General features: G+C 68.5%; 14 protein-coding genes, 1 tRNA gene and 1 pseudogene. 10 read left to right on the forward strand and 6 right to left on the reverse strand.

Translation table 11 applies throughout. The features are described 5' to 3' along the window. Window positions 1-32 precede the first annotated feature (32 nt). The 3 genes from C6A87_RS25615 to C6A87_RS25625 are packed head-to-tail and all read right to left on the reverse strand — an operon-like array spanning window position 33 to window position 1,449. Window positions 33-806 carry an MBL fold metallo-hydrolase gene (locus C6A87_RS25615; RefSeq protein ID WP_311114808.1) on the reverse strand — a complete coding sequence of 258 codons (774 nt, stop codon included), beginning with the start codon at window positions 804-806 and terminating at the stop codon, window positions 33-35. Window positions 807-832: 26 nt separating this feature from the next. Then, a complete protein-coding gene (locus tag C6A87_RS25620; protein ID WP_311114809.1) occupies window positions 833-1,291 on the reverse strand; it encodes a RidA family protein in 459 nt (152 codons plus the stop codon). Further along, window positions 1,288-1,449, reverse strand: coding sequence for a DUF4177 domain-containing protein (locus C6A87_RS25625; RefSeq protein WP_013472940.1), 162 nt, complete (start codon window positions 1,447-1,449; stop codon window positions 1,288-1,290). The genes C6A87_RS25620 and C6A87_RS25625 overlap by 4 nt, the downstream gene beginning before the upstream one ends. 48 nt (window positions 1,450-1,497) lie before the next feature. Between C6A87_RS25625 and C6A87_RS25630 the strand changes: the two genes are divergently transcribed. After that, a complete protein-coding gene (locus C6A87_RS25630; RefSeq protein WP_311114810.1) occupies window positions 1,498-2,541 on the forward strand; it encodes an ArsA family ATPase in 1,044 nt (347 codons plus the stop codon). Between the two features lie 16 nt (window positions 2,542-2,557). Next, a pseudogene (locus C6A87_RS25635) lies at window positions 2,558-3,702 on the forward strand (ArsA family ATPase); the annotation flags it as partial. Between the two features lie 122 nt (window positions 3,703-3,824). Here the strand turns inward: C6A87_RS25635 and C6A87_RS25640 are convergent. Continuing rightward, window positions 3,825-4,181, reverse strand: a complete 357-nt coding sequence (locus C6A87_RS25640) for a WhiB family transcriptional regulator (RefSeq protein WP_311114812.1) — start codon at window positions 4,179-4,181, stop codon at window positions 3,825-3,827. Between the two features lie 331 nt (window positions 4,182-4,512). Between C6A87_RS25640 and ponA2 the strand changes: the two genes are divergently transcribed. From ponA2 to C6A87_RS25670, 6 genes are all read left to right on the forward strand, one after another. Next, complete coding sequence (ponA2, locus tag C6A87_RS25645; protein ID WP_311114813.1) at window positions 4,513-6,966, forward strand: transglycosylase/D,D-transpeptidase PonA2; 2,454 nt, start codon at window positions 4,513-4,515, stop codon at window positions 6,964-6,966. A 45-nt stretch (window positions 6,967-7,011) separates the two neighbouring features. Next, the gene (locus C6A87_RS25650; protein WP_311114814.1) at window positions 7,012-7,977 is read left to right on the forward strand and encodes a metallophosphoesterase; all 966 of its coding nucleotides are present in this window, start codon (window positions 7,012-7,014) and stop codon (window positions 7,975-7,977) included. Next, window positions 7,974-9,062: a PLP-dependent cysteine synthase family protein gene (locus tag C6A87_RS25655; protein ID WP_311114815.1), complete on the forward strand. Its 1,089-nt coding sequence runs from the start codon at window positions 7,974-7,976 to the stop codon at window positions 9,060-9,062. The genes C6A87_RS25650 and C6A87_RS25655 overlap by 4 nt, the downstream gene beginning before the upstream one ends. A gap of 242 nt (window positions 9,063-9,304) precedes the next feature. Continuing rightward, window positions 9,305-9,378, forward strand: a tRNA-Pro gene (locus tag C6A87_RS25660). A gap of 235 nt (window positions 9,379-9,613) precedes the next feature. Beyond that, on the forward strand, window positions 9,614-10,081 hold the full coding sequence (locus C6A87_RS25665; protein ID WP_311114816.1) for a MarR family transcriptional regulator: 468 nt from the start codon (window positions 9,614-9,616) through the stop codon (window positions 10,079-10,081). Between the two features lie 162 nt (window positions 10,082-10,243). Then, complete coding sequence (locus tag C6A87_RS25670) at window positions 10,244-11,143, forward strand: TIGR03620 family F420-dependent LLM class oxidoreductase (RefSeq protein ID WP_311114817.1); 900 nt, start codon at window positions 10,244-10,246, stop codon at window positions 11,141-11,143. 16 nt (window positions 11,144-11,159) lie between these two features. Here the strand turns inward: C6A87_RS25670 and C6A87_RS25675 are convergent, their stop codons facing one another. Further along, entirely contained in the window at window positions 11,160-12,386 is a 1,227-nt protein-coding gene (locus tag C6A87_RS25675; RefSeq protein WP_311114818.1) for an MFS transporter, read from the reverse strand. Next, entirely contained in the window at window positions 12,383-13,732 is a 1,350-nt protein-coding gene (locus C6A87_RS25680) for an NAD(P)-binding domain-containing protein (protein WP_311114819.1), read from the reverse strand. The genes C6A87_RS25675 and C6A87_RS25680 overlap by 4 nt, the downstream gene beginning before the upstream one ends. Before the next feature lie 86 nt (window positions 13,733-13,818). Here C6A87_RS25680 and C6A87_RS25685 point away from each other — a divergent pair, with 86 nt between their 5' ends. Next, window positions 13,819-14,178 carry a metalloregulator ArsR/SmtB family transcription factor gene (locus C6A87_RS25685; protein WP_311118082.1) on the forward strand — a complete coding sequence of 120 codons (360 nt, stop codon included), beginning with the start codon at window positions 13,819-13,821 and terminating at the stop codon, window positions 14,176-14,178. A gap of 113 nt (window positions 14,179-14,291) precedes the next feature. Further along, window positions 14,292-14,576: a type VII secretion target gene (locus tag C6A87_RS25690; protein WP_311114820.1), complete on the forward strand. Its 285-nt coding sequence runs from the start codon at window positions 14,292-14,294 to the stop codon at window positions 14,574-14,576. Window position 14,577 lies beyond the last annotated feature (1 nt).

A 14,577-nucleotide genomic window follows, 5' to 3' on the forward strand; every position in this document is an offset into this window, starting at 1 on the left:
GACCGCGCGGAATGCAATTTCGGCAGCAGTCGTCAGCGCCGTAGGTAGTCCAGCTGCGCCTGCACCGAGGATTCGGCAGCATCCCACAGCTTTTCGTCGACGTCGGTGTACACGTGCTCGACCACCTGCCGCGCGGTGGCGTCGTCGCCCAGTTCGCGCAACGCGCCGCGCACCTGGTCGAGGCGCGCCTCCCGGTGGCTCAGATACGTCCGGCTGACCGAGACCACGTCGTCGAGTTCGGGACCGTGCCCGGGCAGCACCCGGCGGGGCCCGAGTCCGTGCAGCCGCCGCAGTGACTCCAGGTAGTCGCCCAGGTCGCCGTCCTCGGTGTCGATGACGGTGGTGCCACGCCCGAGGATGGTGTCGGCGGTCAGCACCGCGTCGTCGACGAGGAACGACATCGAGTCGGCGGTGTGGCCGGGGGTGGCCATCACGGTGATCTTCAGGCCGGCCGCGTCGATGACCTCGCCGTCGGTCAGCGAGCCGCCGAGGCCGCGCTGGAATCCGCTGCCGACCGACCGCACGACCGCACCCGTCAGGTCGACCAGGCGGTCGATGCCGGCGGTGTGGTCGGCGTGCCGGTGGCTGATGAGCACCAGGGCGATCTTGCCCAGCGCGGCGAGCCGCTCGATGTGCTCGTCCTTGTCGTCGGGACCGGGGTCGACGATCACCATCTCGTCACTACCGGGCCCGCGCAGCACCCAGGTGTTGGTGCCGTCGAGCGTCATCAACCCCGGGTTCTCGCACAGCAGCACCGACGCGGTGTCGGTCACCGGTCGCAGCAGGCCGTACGCGGGGTGCTCCACCTACGCGACCTCCGTCCGATCGTCGCTCACGCGACCTCGAAAATCACTTCCACTTCCACCGGCGCGTTGCGCGGCAGTTCCGCCACCCCGACCGCCGAGCGGGCGTGCGCGCCGGCCTCGCCGAAGATCTCGCCGAACAGTTCGGAGGCGCCGTTGATCACCCCGGGCTGGCCGGTGAAGCCGGACGCCGACGCGACGAAGCCGACCACCTTGACGACCTTGACCACCGAGTCGATGCCGACCAGCCCATTGACGGCGGCCAACGCGTTGAGCGCGCAGCGGCGCGCCAGGTGCGCGGCATCCTCGGCGGACACCTCGTCCCCGACCTTGCCGGTCGCGGCCAGCTCGCCGTTCGCGATGGGCAGCTGCCCCGAGGTGTAGACGAGGTTGCCGGTGCGCACCGCGGGCACGTAGGCCGCCAGCGGCGCGACGACCTCGGGCAGCGCGATACCGAGCTCATCCAGGCGTGCCGACCAGTCACTCATTTCGCCCGCTTGAGGTAGGCGACGTGCTGCTCACCGGTGGGACCGGGCAGGACCGACACCAGCTCCCAGCCGTCTTCACCCCATTGGTCGAGGATCTGTTTCGTGGCATGCGTCAGCAGCGGGACGGTTGCGTACTCCCAGCGGGTCGGTTCGCTCATGCGGCAGAGCTTATCCGTGATGGCACCCGCCTTGGCTAGCATGCTTGCGTGGCTACCACATCTTCGGCGACACCCGGCGGCAGCAAGCACCTCGGCTGGCCCTCGCGCCTGACCGAGGCCCGGCTGCACTTCGTCACCGGAAAAGGTGGCACCGGCAAGTCGACGATTGCCGCCGCGCTCGCGCTGGCGCTGGCCGCCGGTGGGCGGAAGGTGTTGCTCGTCGAAGTGGAGGGGCGCCAGGGCATTGCGCAGCTCTTCGACGTGCCGCCGCTGCCCTATGAAGAGGTCAAGATCGCGACCGCCGAGAGGGGCGGACAGGTGAACGCGCTGGCGATCGACACCGAGGCCGCGTTCCTCGAGTACCTGGACATGTTCTACAACCTCGGGCTGGCCGGGCGCGCGATGCGCCGGATCGGCGCGGTCGAGTTCGCGACGACGATCGCACCGGGCCTGCGTGACGTGCTGCTGACCGGGAAGATCAAGGAGATCGTCACCCGCAACGACAAAAGCCAGCAGCGGGGCAATGCCACCGTCTACGACGCGGTCGTGGTGGATTCGCCGCCCACCGGCCGCATCGCGCGGTTCCTCGACGTCACGAAGGCGGTCTCGGACCTCGCCAAGGGCGGGCCGGTGCACTCCCAAGCCGAAGGCGTGGTCAAGCTGCTGCACTCGGACCTGACGGCGGTGCACCTGGTCACGCTGCTGGAGGCGCTGCCCATCCAGGAGACCCTGGAGGCCATCGACGAACTGCGCGAGATGGGTCTGCCGATCGGCGCCGTCATCGTCAACCGCAACATCCCCGCGTACCTGTCGCCGGAGGACCTGGCCAAGGCTGCGGAAGGCGTCATCGACGCCGACGCGGTTCGGGCCGGCCTGACCGCGGCGGGCATCACGCTGTCCGACGACGACTTCGCGGGGCTGCTCACCGAGACGATCCAGCACGCGACCCGCATCGCGGCACGCAACGCGAGCGCCGAGCAGCTCGCCGAGCTCGACGTGGCCCGCCTGGATCTGCCGACGCTGTCCGACGGCGTCGACCTGGGCAGCCTCTACGAACTGGCAGAAGAGCTCGCCCATCAGGGCGTGCGGTGAGCAGCGGAGAGACACGATGAGCCACACCCCACCGGTCCTCGACATGGCGTCGGTCCTGCGCGACACCTCCAACCGGGTGGTGGTCTGCTGCGGTGCGGGCGGCGTCGGCAAGACCACGACCGCCGCCGCGATGGCGTTGCGCGCCGCCGAATACGGGCGCACCGTCGTGGTGCTCACCATCGACCCGGCCAAGCGGCTGGCCCAGGCACTGGGGATCCGCGACCTCGGCAATACCCCGCAGCGGGTGCCGCTGGCGCCGGAGGTCACCGGTGAGTTGCACGCGATGATGCTCGACATGCGCCGTACGTTCGACGAGATGGTGGTGCAGTACTCCGGGCCCGGGACCGCGGACGCCATCTTGGACAACCAGTTCTACCAAACCGTGGCCACCTCGCTTGCCGGCACGCAGGAGTACATGGCCATGGAGAAGCTGGGTCAGCTTCTGGCCGAGGACAAGTGGGATCTGATCGTCGTCGACACTCCCCCGTCGCGCAATGCGCTGGACTTCCTCGACGCCCCCAAACGTCTGGGCAGTTTCATGGACAGCAGGCTGTGGCGGATGCTGCTGGCGCCGGGACGAGGTATCGGCCGGCTGGTCACCGGCGCGGTCGGTCTGGCCATGAAGGGCATGTCGACGATCCTCGGGTCCCAGATGCTCTCGGACGCAGCGTCTTTCGTGCAATCTCTGGACGCGACGTTCGGCGGTTTCCGGGAGAAGGCCGACCGCACCTACGAGTTGCTCAAGCGGCGCGGCACGCAGTTCGTGGTGGTGTCGGCGGCCGAGCCCGATGCGCTGCGTGAGGCCTCGTTCTTCGTCGACCGGCTGTCCTCGGAGCACATGCCGCTGGCGGGTCTGATCCTCAACCGCACGCATCCGACGCTGTGTGAACTGCACGCGGACAAGGCCGCCGAGGCGGCCGACGAACTGGCCGAGACCGATCCGGACTCGGTGGCCGTGGCGGCGCTGCGCATTCATGCCGACCGGGCGTCGACGGCCAAGCGGGAAGTGCGGCTGCTGGCGCGCTTCACCGGCGCGAACCCGACCGTGGCGATCGTGGGCGTGCCGTCCCTGCCGTTCGACGTGTCCGACCTGGAGGCGTTGCGGGCGATCGCCGACCAGATCACGAACGCGGCGTAGCCGCGGATCGAAGCGGCGGGCGGGGCGCACCGTCCAGCGACGAAGTAACCGCGCCCCGTGGGGCGCGGTTACCGCGGTTTCAGGTCGTTTGCGACGATGCCGCCAACCCGCGAATCAGGCAATCGCGGCTTAGCTGAACGTCTGTTCAGCCGGCAGTGCGGTGTTTGCGCTGCGCAGCAAAGAAGTCGGCCCAGGAGACCACCTCGGGATGCTGCTTAAGCAGAGCCCGGCGCTGACGCTCGGTCATGCCGCCCCAGACGCCGAACTCGACGCGGTTGTCCAACGCGTCCGCGCCGCACTCGGCGATGACGGGGCAGTGGCGGCAGATGACTGCCGCTTTGCGCTGTGCTGCGCCGCGGACGAAGAGCTCATCCGGGTCCGTCTGACGACACCTGGCCTGCGAAACCCAAGCGATTCGGGCTTCGGCTTCGGCCCCGTGAAGTATGGACTGGCCGGATGGGTCCACGGAGGTAGTACGAGCCGCAGGCTTGACTGTTGACACCGGCGATCCCCTATCGTTCTGGCCGCGCCCCGACAACGCAGACGATTATTAACCCACGCGTCGATAGCTTGTGCGATCTACGCCACACTGCGAGTAGCAGGTGTGACCTGCATCGCACTGTCAGCTCAACTTAGGTGGTCAGGGCCAGTTTGCGCAATACGTCCGTGACCACTTTTTTGGGACGACCGTGCCGTCAGGGGGGTACAGTGCGCGACCAGCGCAGGCCCGTTCGTCGCACAAGCGCTCGTCAACGGCGTTTGACATGGCCTGACACGACCGTGTGCGGACCGCTCGCGGCGGGGGCGGCGAATATCGTCGCTAGTCTGTACCCATGCCGGAGCACCCCTCGGGCAGGCCGCCGCGCGCGGTGACGGTCATCAAGCTCGCCTGGTGCGTGCTACTCGCCAGCGTGCTGGCCGCCGGATTGATGTTCCCGCTCGTGGGCGGCTTCGGCTTGATCTCCAACCGTGCTTCCGACGTCGTCGCCAATGGTTCGGCCCAACTGGTCGAGGGCGAGGTCCCGCAGGTCTCGACGATGACCGACAGCAAGGGCAACGTCATCGCGTGGCTGTACAACCAGCGACGCTTCCAGGTGCCCAGCGACCAGATCGCCAACACGATGAAGCTGGCGATCGTCTCGATCGAGGACAAGAGGTTTGCCGACCACAACGGTGTCGACTGGCAGGGAACACTGACCGGCCTGTCCGGCTACCTGTCGGGGAACCTGGACACCCGCGGCGGTTCGACGATCGAACAGCAGTACGTGAAGAACTATCAGCTGTTGGTGGTCGCACAGACCGACGCCGAGAAGCGCGCCGCGATCGAGACCACCCCGGCCCGCAAGCTGCGGGAGATCCGGATGGCGCTGACGCTGGACAAGACGTTCACCAAGCCGGAGATCCTGACGCGCTACCTGAACCTGGTGTCGTTCGGCAATAACGCGTTCGGGGTGCAGGACGCGGCACAGACCTACTTCGGCATCAACGCCACGGATTTGAACTGGCAGCAGGCCGCCCTGCTCGCGGGCATGGTGCAGTCGACCAGCACGCTGAATCCCTACACCAACCCCGAGGGCGCGCTGGCCCGTCGCAACGTGGTGCTCGACACCATGATCGACAACCTGCCCGAGTACGCAGACGAGCTGCGCGTGGCCCGGCAGCAGCCGCTCGGCGTGCTGCCCCAGCCGAAGGAACTGCCGCGCGGCTGCATCGCCGCGGGCGACCGCGCGTTCTTCTGTGACTACGCGCTGGAGTACCTGGCCCGCGCCGGGATCAGCAAGGACCAGGTCGCCAAGGGCGGCTACATGATCAAGACCACGCTGGACCCGGACGTGCAGGCGACGGTGAAGAACGCGATCAACGAGTATGCGAGCCCCGATCTGCCCGGGGTCGCGAGCGTGATGAGCGTGATCCGGCCGGGCAAGGAATCCCACCCGGTGCTCGCGATGGCCAGCAACCGCACCTACGGCCTGAACCTCGATGCCGGTGAGACGATGCAGCCCCAGCCGTTCTCGCTGGTCGGCAACGGCGCCGGTTCGGTGTTCAAGATCTTCACCACCGCCGCGGCCATGGAGATGGGCATGGGCATCAACACCCAGCTCGACGCGCCCAGCCGATTCGAGGCCAAGGGCCTCGGCAGCGGCGGCGCGCGCGGGTGCCCGCCGGCGACGTGGTGCGTGCAGAACGCGGGCAACTACCGCGGTCAGATGAGTGTCACCGACGCGCTGGCCACCTCGCCGAACACCGCGTTCGCGAAGCTGATCGCCCAGGTGGGCGTGCAGCGCACCGTCGACATGGCGGTGCGGCTCGGGTTGCGGTCCTACGCGCTGCCCGGCACCGCACGCGATTACGACCCGGAGAGCAACGAGAGCCTGGCCGACTTCGTGAAGCGGCAGAACATCGGGTCGTTCACGCTGGGCCCGATCGAGGTGAACGCCCTCGAGCTGTCCAACGTCGCCGCGACGCTGGCCTCCGGCGGCACCTGGTGCCCACCGAACCCGATCGCCGAGGTCTACGACCGCTACGGCGAGCCGGTGTCGGTGACGACCGACACGTGCGAACAGGCGGTCCCCGAAGGCCTGGCCAACACGCTGGCCGTGGCGATGAGCAAGGACGACACCGGCGCGGGCACCGCCGCCGGTGCGGCAGGCGCGTCGGGGTGGTCGTTGCCGATGTCCGGCAAGACCGGCACCACCGAGGCCAACCGCTCGTCGGCGTTCCTGGGCTTCACCAACCAGTACGCCGCCGCCAGCTACATCTACGACGATTCGACGGCTCCGACCGAGCTGTGTTCGTTCCCGCTGCGCCAGTGCGGCTCCGGGAACCTGTTCGGTGGCAACGAGCCGGCCCGCACGTGGTTCACCGCGATGACTCCGATCGCCACCGCGTTCGGTGACGTCACGTTGCCCCCGACGGATCCGCGCTACGTCGAGGGCGGCCCGGGTTCGAAGGTGCCGACCGTCGCCGGGCTCAAGGAGGACATCGCGCGGCAGCGCCTGCGCGAGGCCGGTTTCCAGGTCGCCGAGCAGGCGTCGTCGGTGAACAGCACGTCGTCTCGCGGCACGGTCGTGGGCACCTCGCCGAGCGGGCAGACCATTCCGGGCTCGATCATCACGATCCAGGTGTCCAACGGGATCGCGCCTCCGCCGCCCCCGGCCGCGGAACCGATCCCCGGCCTGCCGCCGCCACCGGTCGGACAGCAGGTGATCCAGATCCCGGGTCTGCCGCCGATCACGGTGCCGGTTCTCGGCCCGCCTCCGCCTCCCCCGCCGCCACCGCCGGGCTGACCTCGGGTGCCTGTCGCCCGCAGCGAATAGCGATAGGCTGGACCAATGCCTGCCGCTTCACCGGGAACGATCCTCAAGACCACGGCTGCCGCGTCGGTCGGCACCCTCGTCGCCGGCATCGGGTATGCGTCGCTGATCGAGCGCAACGCGTTCGTCGTCCGCGAAGCCACGATGCCGGTGCTGTCCCCCGGGTCGTCGCCGTTGAAGGTGTTGCACATCAGCGACATCCACATGCGTCCGGCGCAGCGCCGCAAGCAGGACTGGCTGCGCGAGCTGGCGGGCTGGGAGCCGGATCTGGTCGTCAACACCGGCGACAACCTGGCCCACCCGAAAGCGGTGCCGGCCGTCGTGCAGGCCCTCGGTGACCTGTTGTCGGTGCCCGGCGTCTTCGTGTTCGGCAGCAACGACTACTTCGCGCCGAAGCTGAAGAACCCGGCCAACTATCTGACCAAGCCCACCCACCGCATCCACGGCGAGCCGCTGCCCTGGCAGGACCTGCGCGCGGCGTTCACCGAGCGCGGCTGGCTGGACATGACGCACACGCGCCGCGAGTTCGAGGTGAACGGCCTGCACATCGCCGCTGCCGGCGTCGACGACCCGCACCTGGCCCGCGACCGCTACGAGACCATCGCCGGGCCGGCGAGCCCGGCGGCCAACCTGACGCTGGGCCTGACCCACTCGCCGGAGCCGCGGGTGCTGGACCGGTTCGCCGCAGACGGCTACCAGCTGGTGATGGCCGGGCACACCCACGGCGGCCAGCTGTGCCTGCCGTTCTACGGGGCGATCGTCACCAACTGCGACCTCGACCGGTCCCGGGCCAAGGGCCCGTCGCGATGGGGTGCGCGCACCCAGCTGCACGTGTCGGCGGGCATCGGCACGTCGCCGTTCGCTCCGCTGCGGTTCTGCTGCCGGCCCGAGGCGACGTTGCTGACGCTGGTGGCGGCGCCGACCGGCGGTTCCGACGCGGGAGCGAGGGCCGGTCAGTCGAGCCCGACCGTATCGGCGCGGTGAGCCCGTCGGGCCCGTGTCGTCAGTCGCGGGCATGGGTGGACAACGCGGTCCGGCTGATCGAGGCCGACGCGCACCGCAGCGCTGACACGCATCTGCTGCGCTACCCGCTGCCCGCGAGTTGGTCGGCCGGCGTCTCGTTGTATCTGAAGGACGAGACCACCCACATCACGGGCAGTCTCAAGCACCGGCTGGCGCGGTCGCTGTTCCTGTACGCGCTGTGCAACGGGTGGATCGGCGAGGACACGACGGTGATCGAGGCCTCGTCGGGGTCGACGGCGGTGTCGGAGGCCTACTTCGCGGCGATGCTGGGGTTGCCGTTCATCGCGGTGATGACGGCGTCGACGAGTGCGTCGAAGATCGCGTTGATCGAATCCCAGGGCGGCCGTTGCCATTTCGTCGACGAGGCGGCGCAGGTGTACGACGAGGCGCACCGGCTGGCCGAGGAGACCGGCGGGCACTACCTGGACCAGTTCACCAATGCCGAGCGCGCCACGGACTGGCGGGGCAACAACAACATCGCCGAGTCGATCTTCGAGCAGATGGAGCAGGAGAGCCACCCGGTGCCGGACTGGATCGTCGTCGGGGCGGGCACGGGCGGCACCAGCGCGACGATCGGCCGCTACATCCGCTACCGGCGGCACCCCACCCGGTTGTGTGTGGTGGACCCGGAGAACTCGGCGTTCTACCCGTCCTACGTCAGCGGGCAGGACGTGGTGACCGGCGCGTCGTCCCGGATCGAGGGGATCGGGCGTCCGCGCGTGGAGCCGTCGTTCCTGCCCGGCGTGGTGGACCGGATGGTGGCGGTGCCCGACAGCGCGTCGGTAGCGGCCGCGCATCACGTCAGTAGGGTGCTGGGGCGGCGGGTTGGACCGTCGACGGGGACGAATATCTGGGGTGCGTTCGCGCTGCTGGCGGAGATGGTGGCCGACGGCCGCCGCGGGTCGGTGGTCACGCTGCTGGCCGACAGCGGAGACCGCTACGCCGACACTTACTTCTGCGCCGAGTGGCTCACCAGCCACGGCATCGAACCGGCGGAATCGGCCGACGTACTGGCCGAATTCGAACGGTCCGGCCGCTGGCGCTGATCGTCGGACCCCCGGGTGAGCGGTCCGTCGGAGGTCAGGAACAGCCACAGCGCGGCCAGCAGGAAGAATCCGAGGTAGATCGATGCGCCCAACCCGGTCATTTCTCGCCCCGTTCCGTTCGGTGGTGTCTGTCAGTGTGCATAACGCCACCGACAGGTCGGATCCATCCCGGGGTGTGTCGCGTCACTCGGAGGCGTTTGGCGTCGGTGGCGCCCGGTGCGATACGCTGTCGTGGCTTCACTCGGGGTGTGGCGCAGCTTGGTAGCGTGCTTCGTTCGGGACGAAGAGGTCGTGGGTTCGAATCCCGCCACCCCGACTCGTGTGATCGCAGTTGAAAGGCCCTGACCGGGAATTCCGGTCGGGGCCTTCTTACTTGCCGGCCCGCAGTGACTCCTCGGAGACCGCATCCGCGCCGCATCCGGTGCGACCGAAACCGATCGCTCCGGTCGGGTCGCGACAGCTGCGGGGTCGAAAGCGTTCGCCAACCCCTCGTTGTGCCGCAACGATGACCTGGCAGCCGGTTCATCTCTGGCACTAGTATCTAGAGCACTATGGAATCGCGCGCTGGAGTTCTGTCCTCGTCGACGCCGCCCGACTCGGAAACTCGACTGGGCGAGCAATTGTCGTTCGCGCTCTACGGAGCAGCGAACCGGATGGTCCGCCTGCACAAGCCATTCCTCGAACCGCTGGGACTGACCTTTCCGCAGTACCTGGCCATCCTGGCGCTGCTCGACGGCGCACCTCAGACCGTCGGTGCGCTCGGTGCACGCTTGGACATGGACACAGGCACGATCACCCCCCTGGTGAAGCGCTTGGAGGCCGCCGGAATGGTCTCGCGCGTCCGAGATCGCACCGACGAGCGACGGGTGCTGGTCGATCTGACCGCTGCCAGTCGCGCCATCGAGTCGGAGGTCCGCGGCGTCACCGACAAGATCAAGTCCGCATGCCAACTGGACGATGCCGGCCTCCGCGACCTTCGGCGCACGCTCGAGGGTCTCGCGTACCCCGCCGTCGACTGACGAATGACCACAATCAAGGAGGAGAAGTGAAGATGGGAATCGTCGGCGCCATCGCCGAACGAGTTGGCGACGGAACCACGAATCCTGAATCCGACTACGCCGTCCGACTGGTGCGCGCGATCTTCATGTGAGCACGTCCACTTCACGAGAGAAGGTACTGATATGGCGAACAAGCCTGGCTCCGTTGATTTTCCGTCGAAGGTCGGCGTGTTCTGGAACAGCGAGCCCTGGCCTATCCGCGAGGCGCAGAACATGGCTCGCGAGATCGAGGCGCTCGGATACGGGTCGTTGTTCATGCCCGAGGGCAACGGCAAGGACGTGATGATCGAATCCGCAGCCTTGCTGGGCGCCACCGAGCGCTTGGTGGTCGGTACCGGCATCGCCAACATCCACGTCCGATTGCCGACGGCGGCCGAAAGTGGCGCCCGGATGCTCACCGCCCTGCACCCGGGACGGTTCGTCCTCGGCCTGGGCGTCAGTCACGCCCCGTTCGTCGAAGGCTCCCTCGGCGGCGCGTACCGCAAGCCGCTGGCCATGATGCGCGCTTATCTGGACGGCATGAGTTCGGTGCCGGCCGAGCTCGAGTCCGGGTCGCGGCCGACGCGTCTGCTGGCGGCACTGGGTCCCAAGATGATCGAACTCTCCGGCGAGCGTGCTGACGGCGCCCATCCGTATCTGGTGCTGCCCGAACAGACGCGAAACACCCGCGCCATCCTCGGCGAGGACCCCTGGATCGTCACCGAACAGGCAGTTGCCATCGGTGGCAGCCCTGACGATCAACTGCGTCGTGCCCACAGCCACTTGGACCTCTACACGCGGCTGGACAACTACCGGAACTCCTGGCTGCGACAGGGTTTCGACGAGACCGACCTGGTGATCGGCGGGTCCGAACGACTGGCTCGCGCGCTGGTCGGGATGGGATCGGCCGAACAGGCGGCCGCCTCCGTCACCGCGCATCTGGACGCCGGCGCAGACCACGTGGTCGTGCAGGTCGCCGTCGACGCCCCGACCGACGACCCGCTGCCGAACCTGCGGGCGCTTGCAGCGGCATTGGGCCTGTGATGCGCGTCGGCGTGACCTACACACCGGACTCAGCGGCGGCCGGCTGAGGGTCGGTGCGCGGCCGCGACACCGCCGCCAGTAACGCCCCCACGGTAGCGACCGCCCCCAACGCAACGAACATCGCGGAGTACCCGCCGAGCAGGCTGGCCAGCGCGGCGCCGACGAACGGGCCGACGGCGGTGGCGATCATGATCGGTGCGTTCAAGAGTGCGCTGAGGCGACCGTAATGGGTTGGGCCCCAACGCTCCGTGACGGCGGTGGCTTGCAGCAGCGTCATGATGCCGCGCATCACGCCGGCACCGATGGCCACGACCAGCAACGCGGCGTAGCTGCTGAACATCCCGAGGAGCGCGGTGGTGACAGCGACACCGGCCATGATGCCGACGGTGCGGGGCACGACGCCGACCCGACGGACCAGAGCTTGATAGCCGAGGCGGCCGAGGACCTGTCCGGCACCGCCAAGGCCGAGTGCGACGGCCGCAGCCCCGGTACTGATGCCGCGTTGGCCCATCAACGGCACCAGGTTCGCTATCACCGCATACGACGCCAACCCGGACAGCGCGAATGCGGCCACCAGCGCCAGGAACGACCCGCTGCGCGCCGTTCGCGTCGGCGCTTCGACGTGGTGCTCGGTGGTCACCGGCGGCCACGGGCGCCGCAGCCCGAAGAAGTGCGCCGGAACCGTGATCACGGCCAAGACCGCAGCCAGCACCAAATAGGTTTGTCGCCAGTCCAATTGCGCCGACAGCGCGGCGGTCAGCGGCGCGAACACCGTGCTGGCGAATCCCGCGACCAGCGTCAACACCGTCAACGCGCGCACCGCGTCGGTGGCGAAGAACCGGGTCAGCGCCGCGAACGCGGGTGCGTAGAACACGGCGCTCATCGCTACCCCGGCGAGAACCCAGGCTGCCACGAACCAGCCGTAGTTCGGGGCGGACGCCACGGCCAGCACCGACCCGGCACCCAGGGCCGAACCGGCCGTCATGATCCAACGCGGACCGACACGGTCCAACCATCGCCCGACGGGGATCCCTACCAGGGCTGAGGTCACCAAACCCGTCGAGAACGCCGCGGTCACCGCCGGCGCCGACCAGCCCGTGTCAGCGCTGATCTCATCGGACAGCACGGTGAACGCGTAGTAGAGGACGCCCCAGCTGGTGATTTCGGTGACGCACAGGGTGAGCAGCACCCAGCGCAGCCGGTGCGCTGCGCGGGGTGCCGCGAGAGGATCAGTCCCGGTCATCCGCCCAGCGGAGTACCCGGCATCGCCAACGGTTGCACCGATGACGGTGGAGATGTCGGGGTCGGCCCGCAGCAGCCGCCGCCGGCGTTCTCCGCCTCGGGACTGTCGAACAAGCCGGCCCCGTTGCACACCCCGGTGTCGGGCAGCGTCAGCTCGACACGTCGAGCTGCTTCATGGTCGCCGGCCAGCTCGGCGGCGATGCTGCGGACCTGTTCGTAGCCGGTCATTGCCAGGAAGGTCGGCGCCCGGCCGTAGGACTTCATCCCGACGATGTACAGATTCGGTTCAGGGTGGGCCAATTCGGCGGCGCCGTGCGGCAACACGCTGCCGCACGAGTGTGCGTTGGGGTCGATCGACGGGGCCAGGCGGACGGGGGCCTGCAGGATCGGATCCAGCTCGATGCGCATCTCCGACAGGAACGACAGATCCGGCCGGAAGCCCGTGAGGGTAACCACGTGATCGGCCGGCGACAGGGCTCGACCGTCCTCAGCCGTCACCACCGCGCGTCCGTTCACGAGGTCGATGCGCTCGGTACGGAAACCGGTCACCAACGAAACCCGACCCGCCTCGACCGCTTCCCTGGACCGGACGCCCAGCGCGCCGCGCTGCGGGAGTTCGTCGGCGGCACCACCGCCGAAGGTGTCCCCCACCACCCCTCGGCGTAACAGCCACGTCACCGTCGTCGACGGATCGCGGCGCACCATCTCAGCGAGTTGGATCACCGCCGTCATCGCCGAATGTCCGCTGCCGACCACCGCCACGTGCTTGCCCGCCAGCGACGAGGCCTGCGCCGGCGTCGGCGGGACATAGGTGAGCACGCCCGCGGCTGCCGCACCGCGTTCCCCGATCGCCGGAACACCGTCGGCGCCTGCAGGATTGGGCTGACCCCAGGTGCCTGAGGCGTCGATGACCGCCCGGGCCTGCACCCGGTGCTCGATTCCGTCGGCACTGCTGACATGAACCACGAACGGTGTCTCGGCACGGCCCGGGCTGACCAGCCGATCCCGCCCGAGCCTGGATACGGCTTCGACTCGTGCGCCGTAATGCAGACACGGGCCGAGAGCCGTCGCCAACGGCGACAGATAGTCGTCTATCCACTCCCGGCCGGCCGGAAAGCCGGCGTCAGGAGCGGCCCATCCCGTCGCCGCCAACAGGCGGGCGGCCGCGGGATCCACCAGTTCGGGCCACGGCGAGAACATGCGCACATGCCCCCACTGCCCCACCGCCGCCCCTGGGCCCGTACCGGCCTCCAACACCACTGGTGTGAGGCCTCGCTCCAGCAGTTGAGCAGCCGCGGCCAACCCCAACGGACCGGCTCCGATCACCACGACGGGCAGTCTCGACACGCCTCGCCCCTCTCATCGACAACCTTCGATGGATGATCCTGCTTGATGCATCGAAGAGTGTCAATGTGTGTGCCATGCTGGAGCGCATGGCGACCGCTACCGCTTCCGTGACCACCGCTGACGTGGCTGCGTGCTGTTCCCCTCTGACGGGTGGCGTGCTGGACGCGGCCGCTGCCGAACGCCTCGCGTCGGTGTTCAAGGCGCTCGCCGAGCCGGCGCGGGTCAGACTGATATCCCTCATCGCGGCCGCGGACGGCGGTGAGGCATGCGTCTGCGACCTCACCGCACCGCTCGGCCTGAGTCAGCCCACGGTGTCACACCATATGAAGTTGCTCGTCGACAGCGGCCTGGTGAGCCGCGACCAACGCGGTAAATGGGCCTACTACCGCGTCAACTCGGAAGCGTTGGACCGCATCGCCACGGCGGTCTCGCCGCGCCCCCGCTGACGGACAGACCAGTACTCCGTCTCGGCGCCGCGAAATTGGTGACCGGACCCCCTCCGTGCCGCGATTAATCTTCTAGCAAACGCTGCGTGTCGATCGGTGGGACGGAGACTGCTGTGGAAGTTGACCCTGACGTATTGCGTGCCTTCGCCGGGCAGGTGGATATCGCGTCGGTCCGGATTCGCGAAGCAGATGTCGGGGGCAAGGTCGCTTCGGCCGCCGACGGGCTGGACGGGTCAACCACGCAATGGGCGGTCGGGCTCGTCGGCGCACACGTCGAACAGCTGGCCGACCAGATCGCCGCCAATATCGCCGAGATGGGTACGGCGGTACGCGGAGCTGGCAACACCTACGAGGTGACCGACAAGGGCCTGGCCGAGCGCTTCGTCGGGATCTTCTGAT

It is taken from the genome of Mycobacterium sp. ITM-2016-00317, assembly GCF_002968295.1.
Lineage (GTDB): Bacteria > Actinomycetota > Actinomycetes > Mycobacteriales > Mycobacteriaceae > Mycobacterium.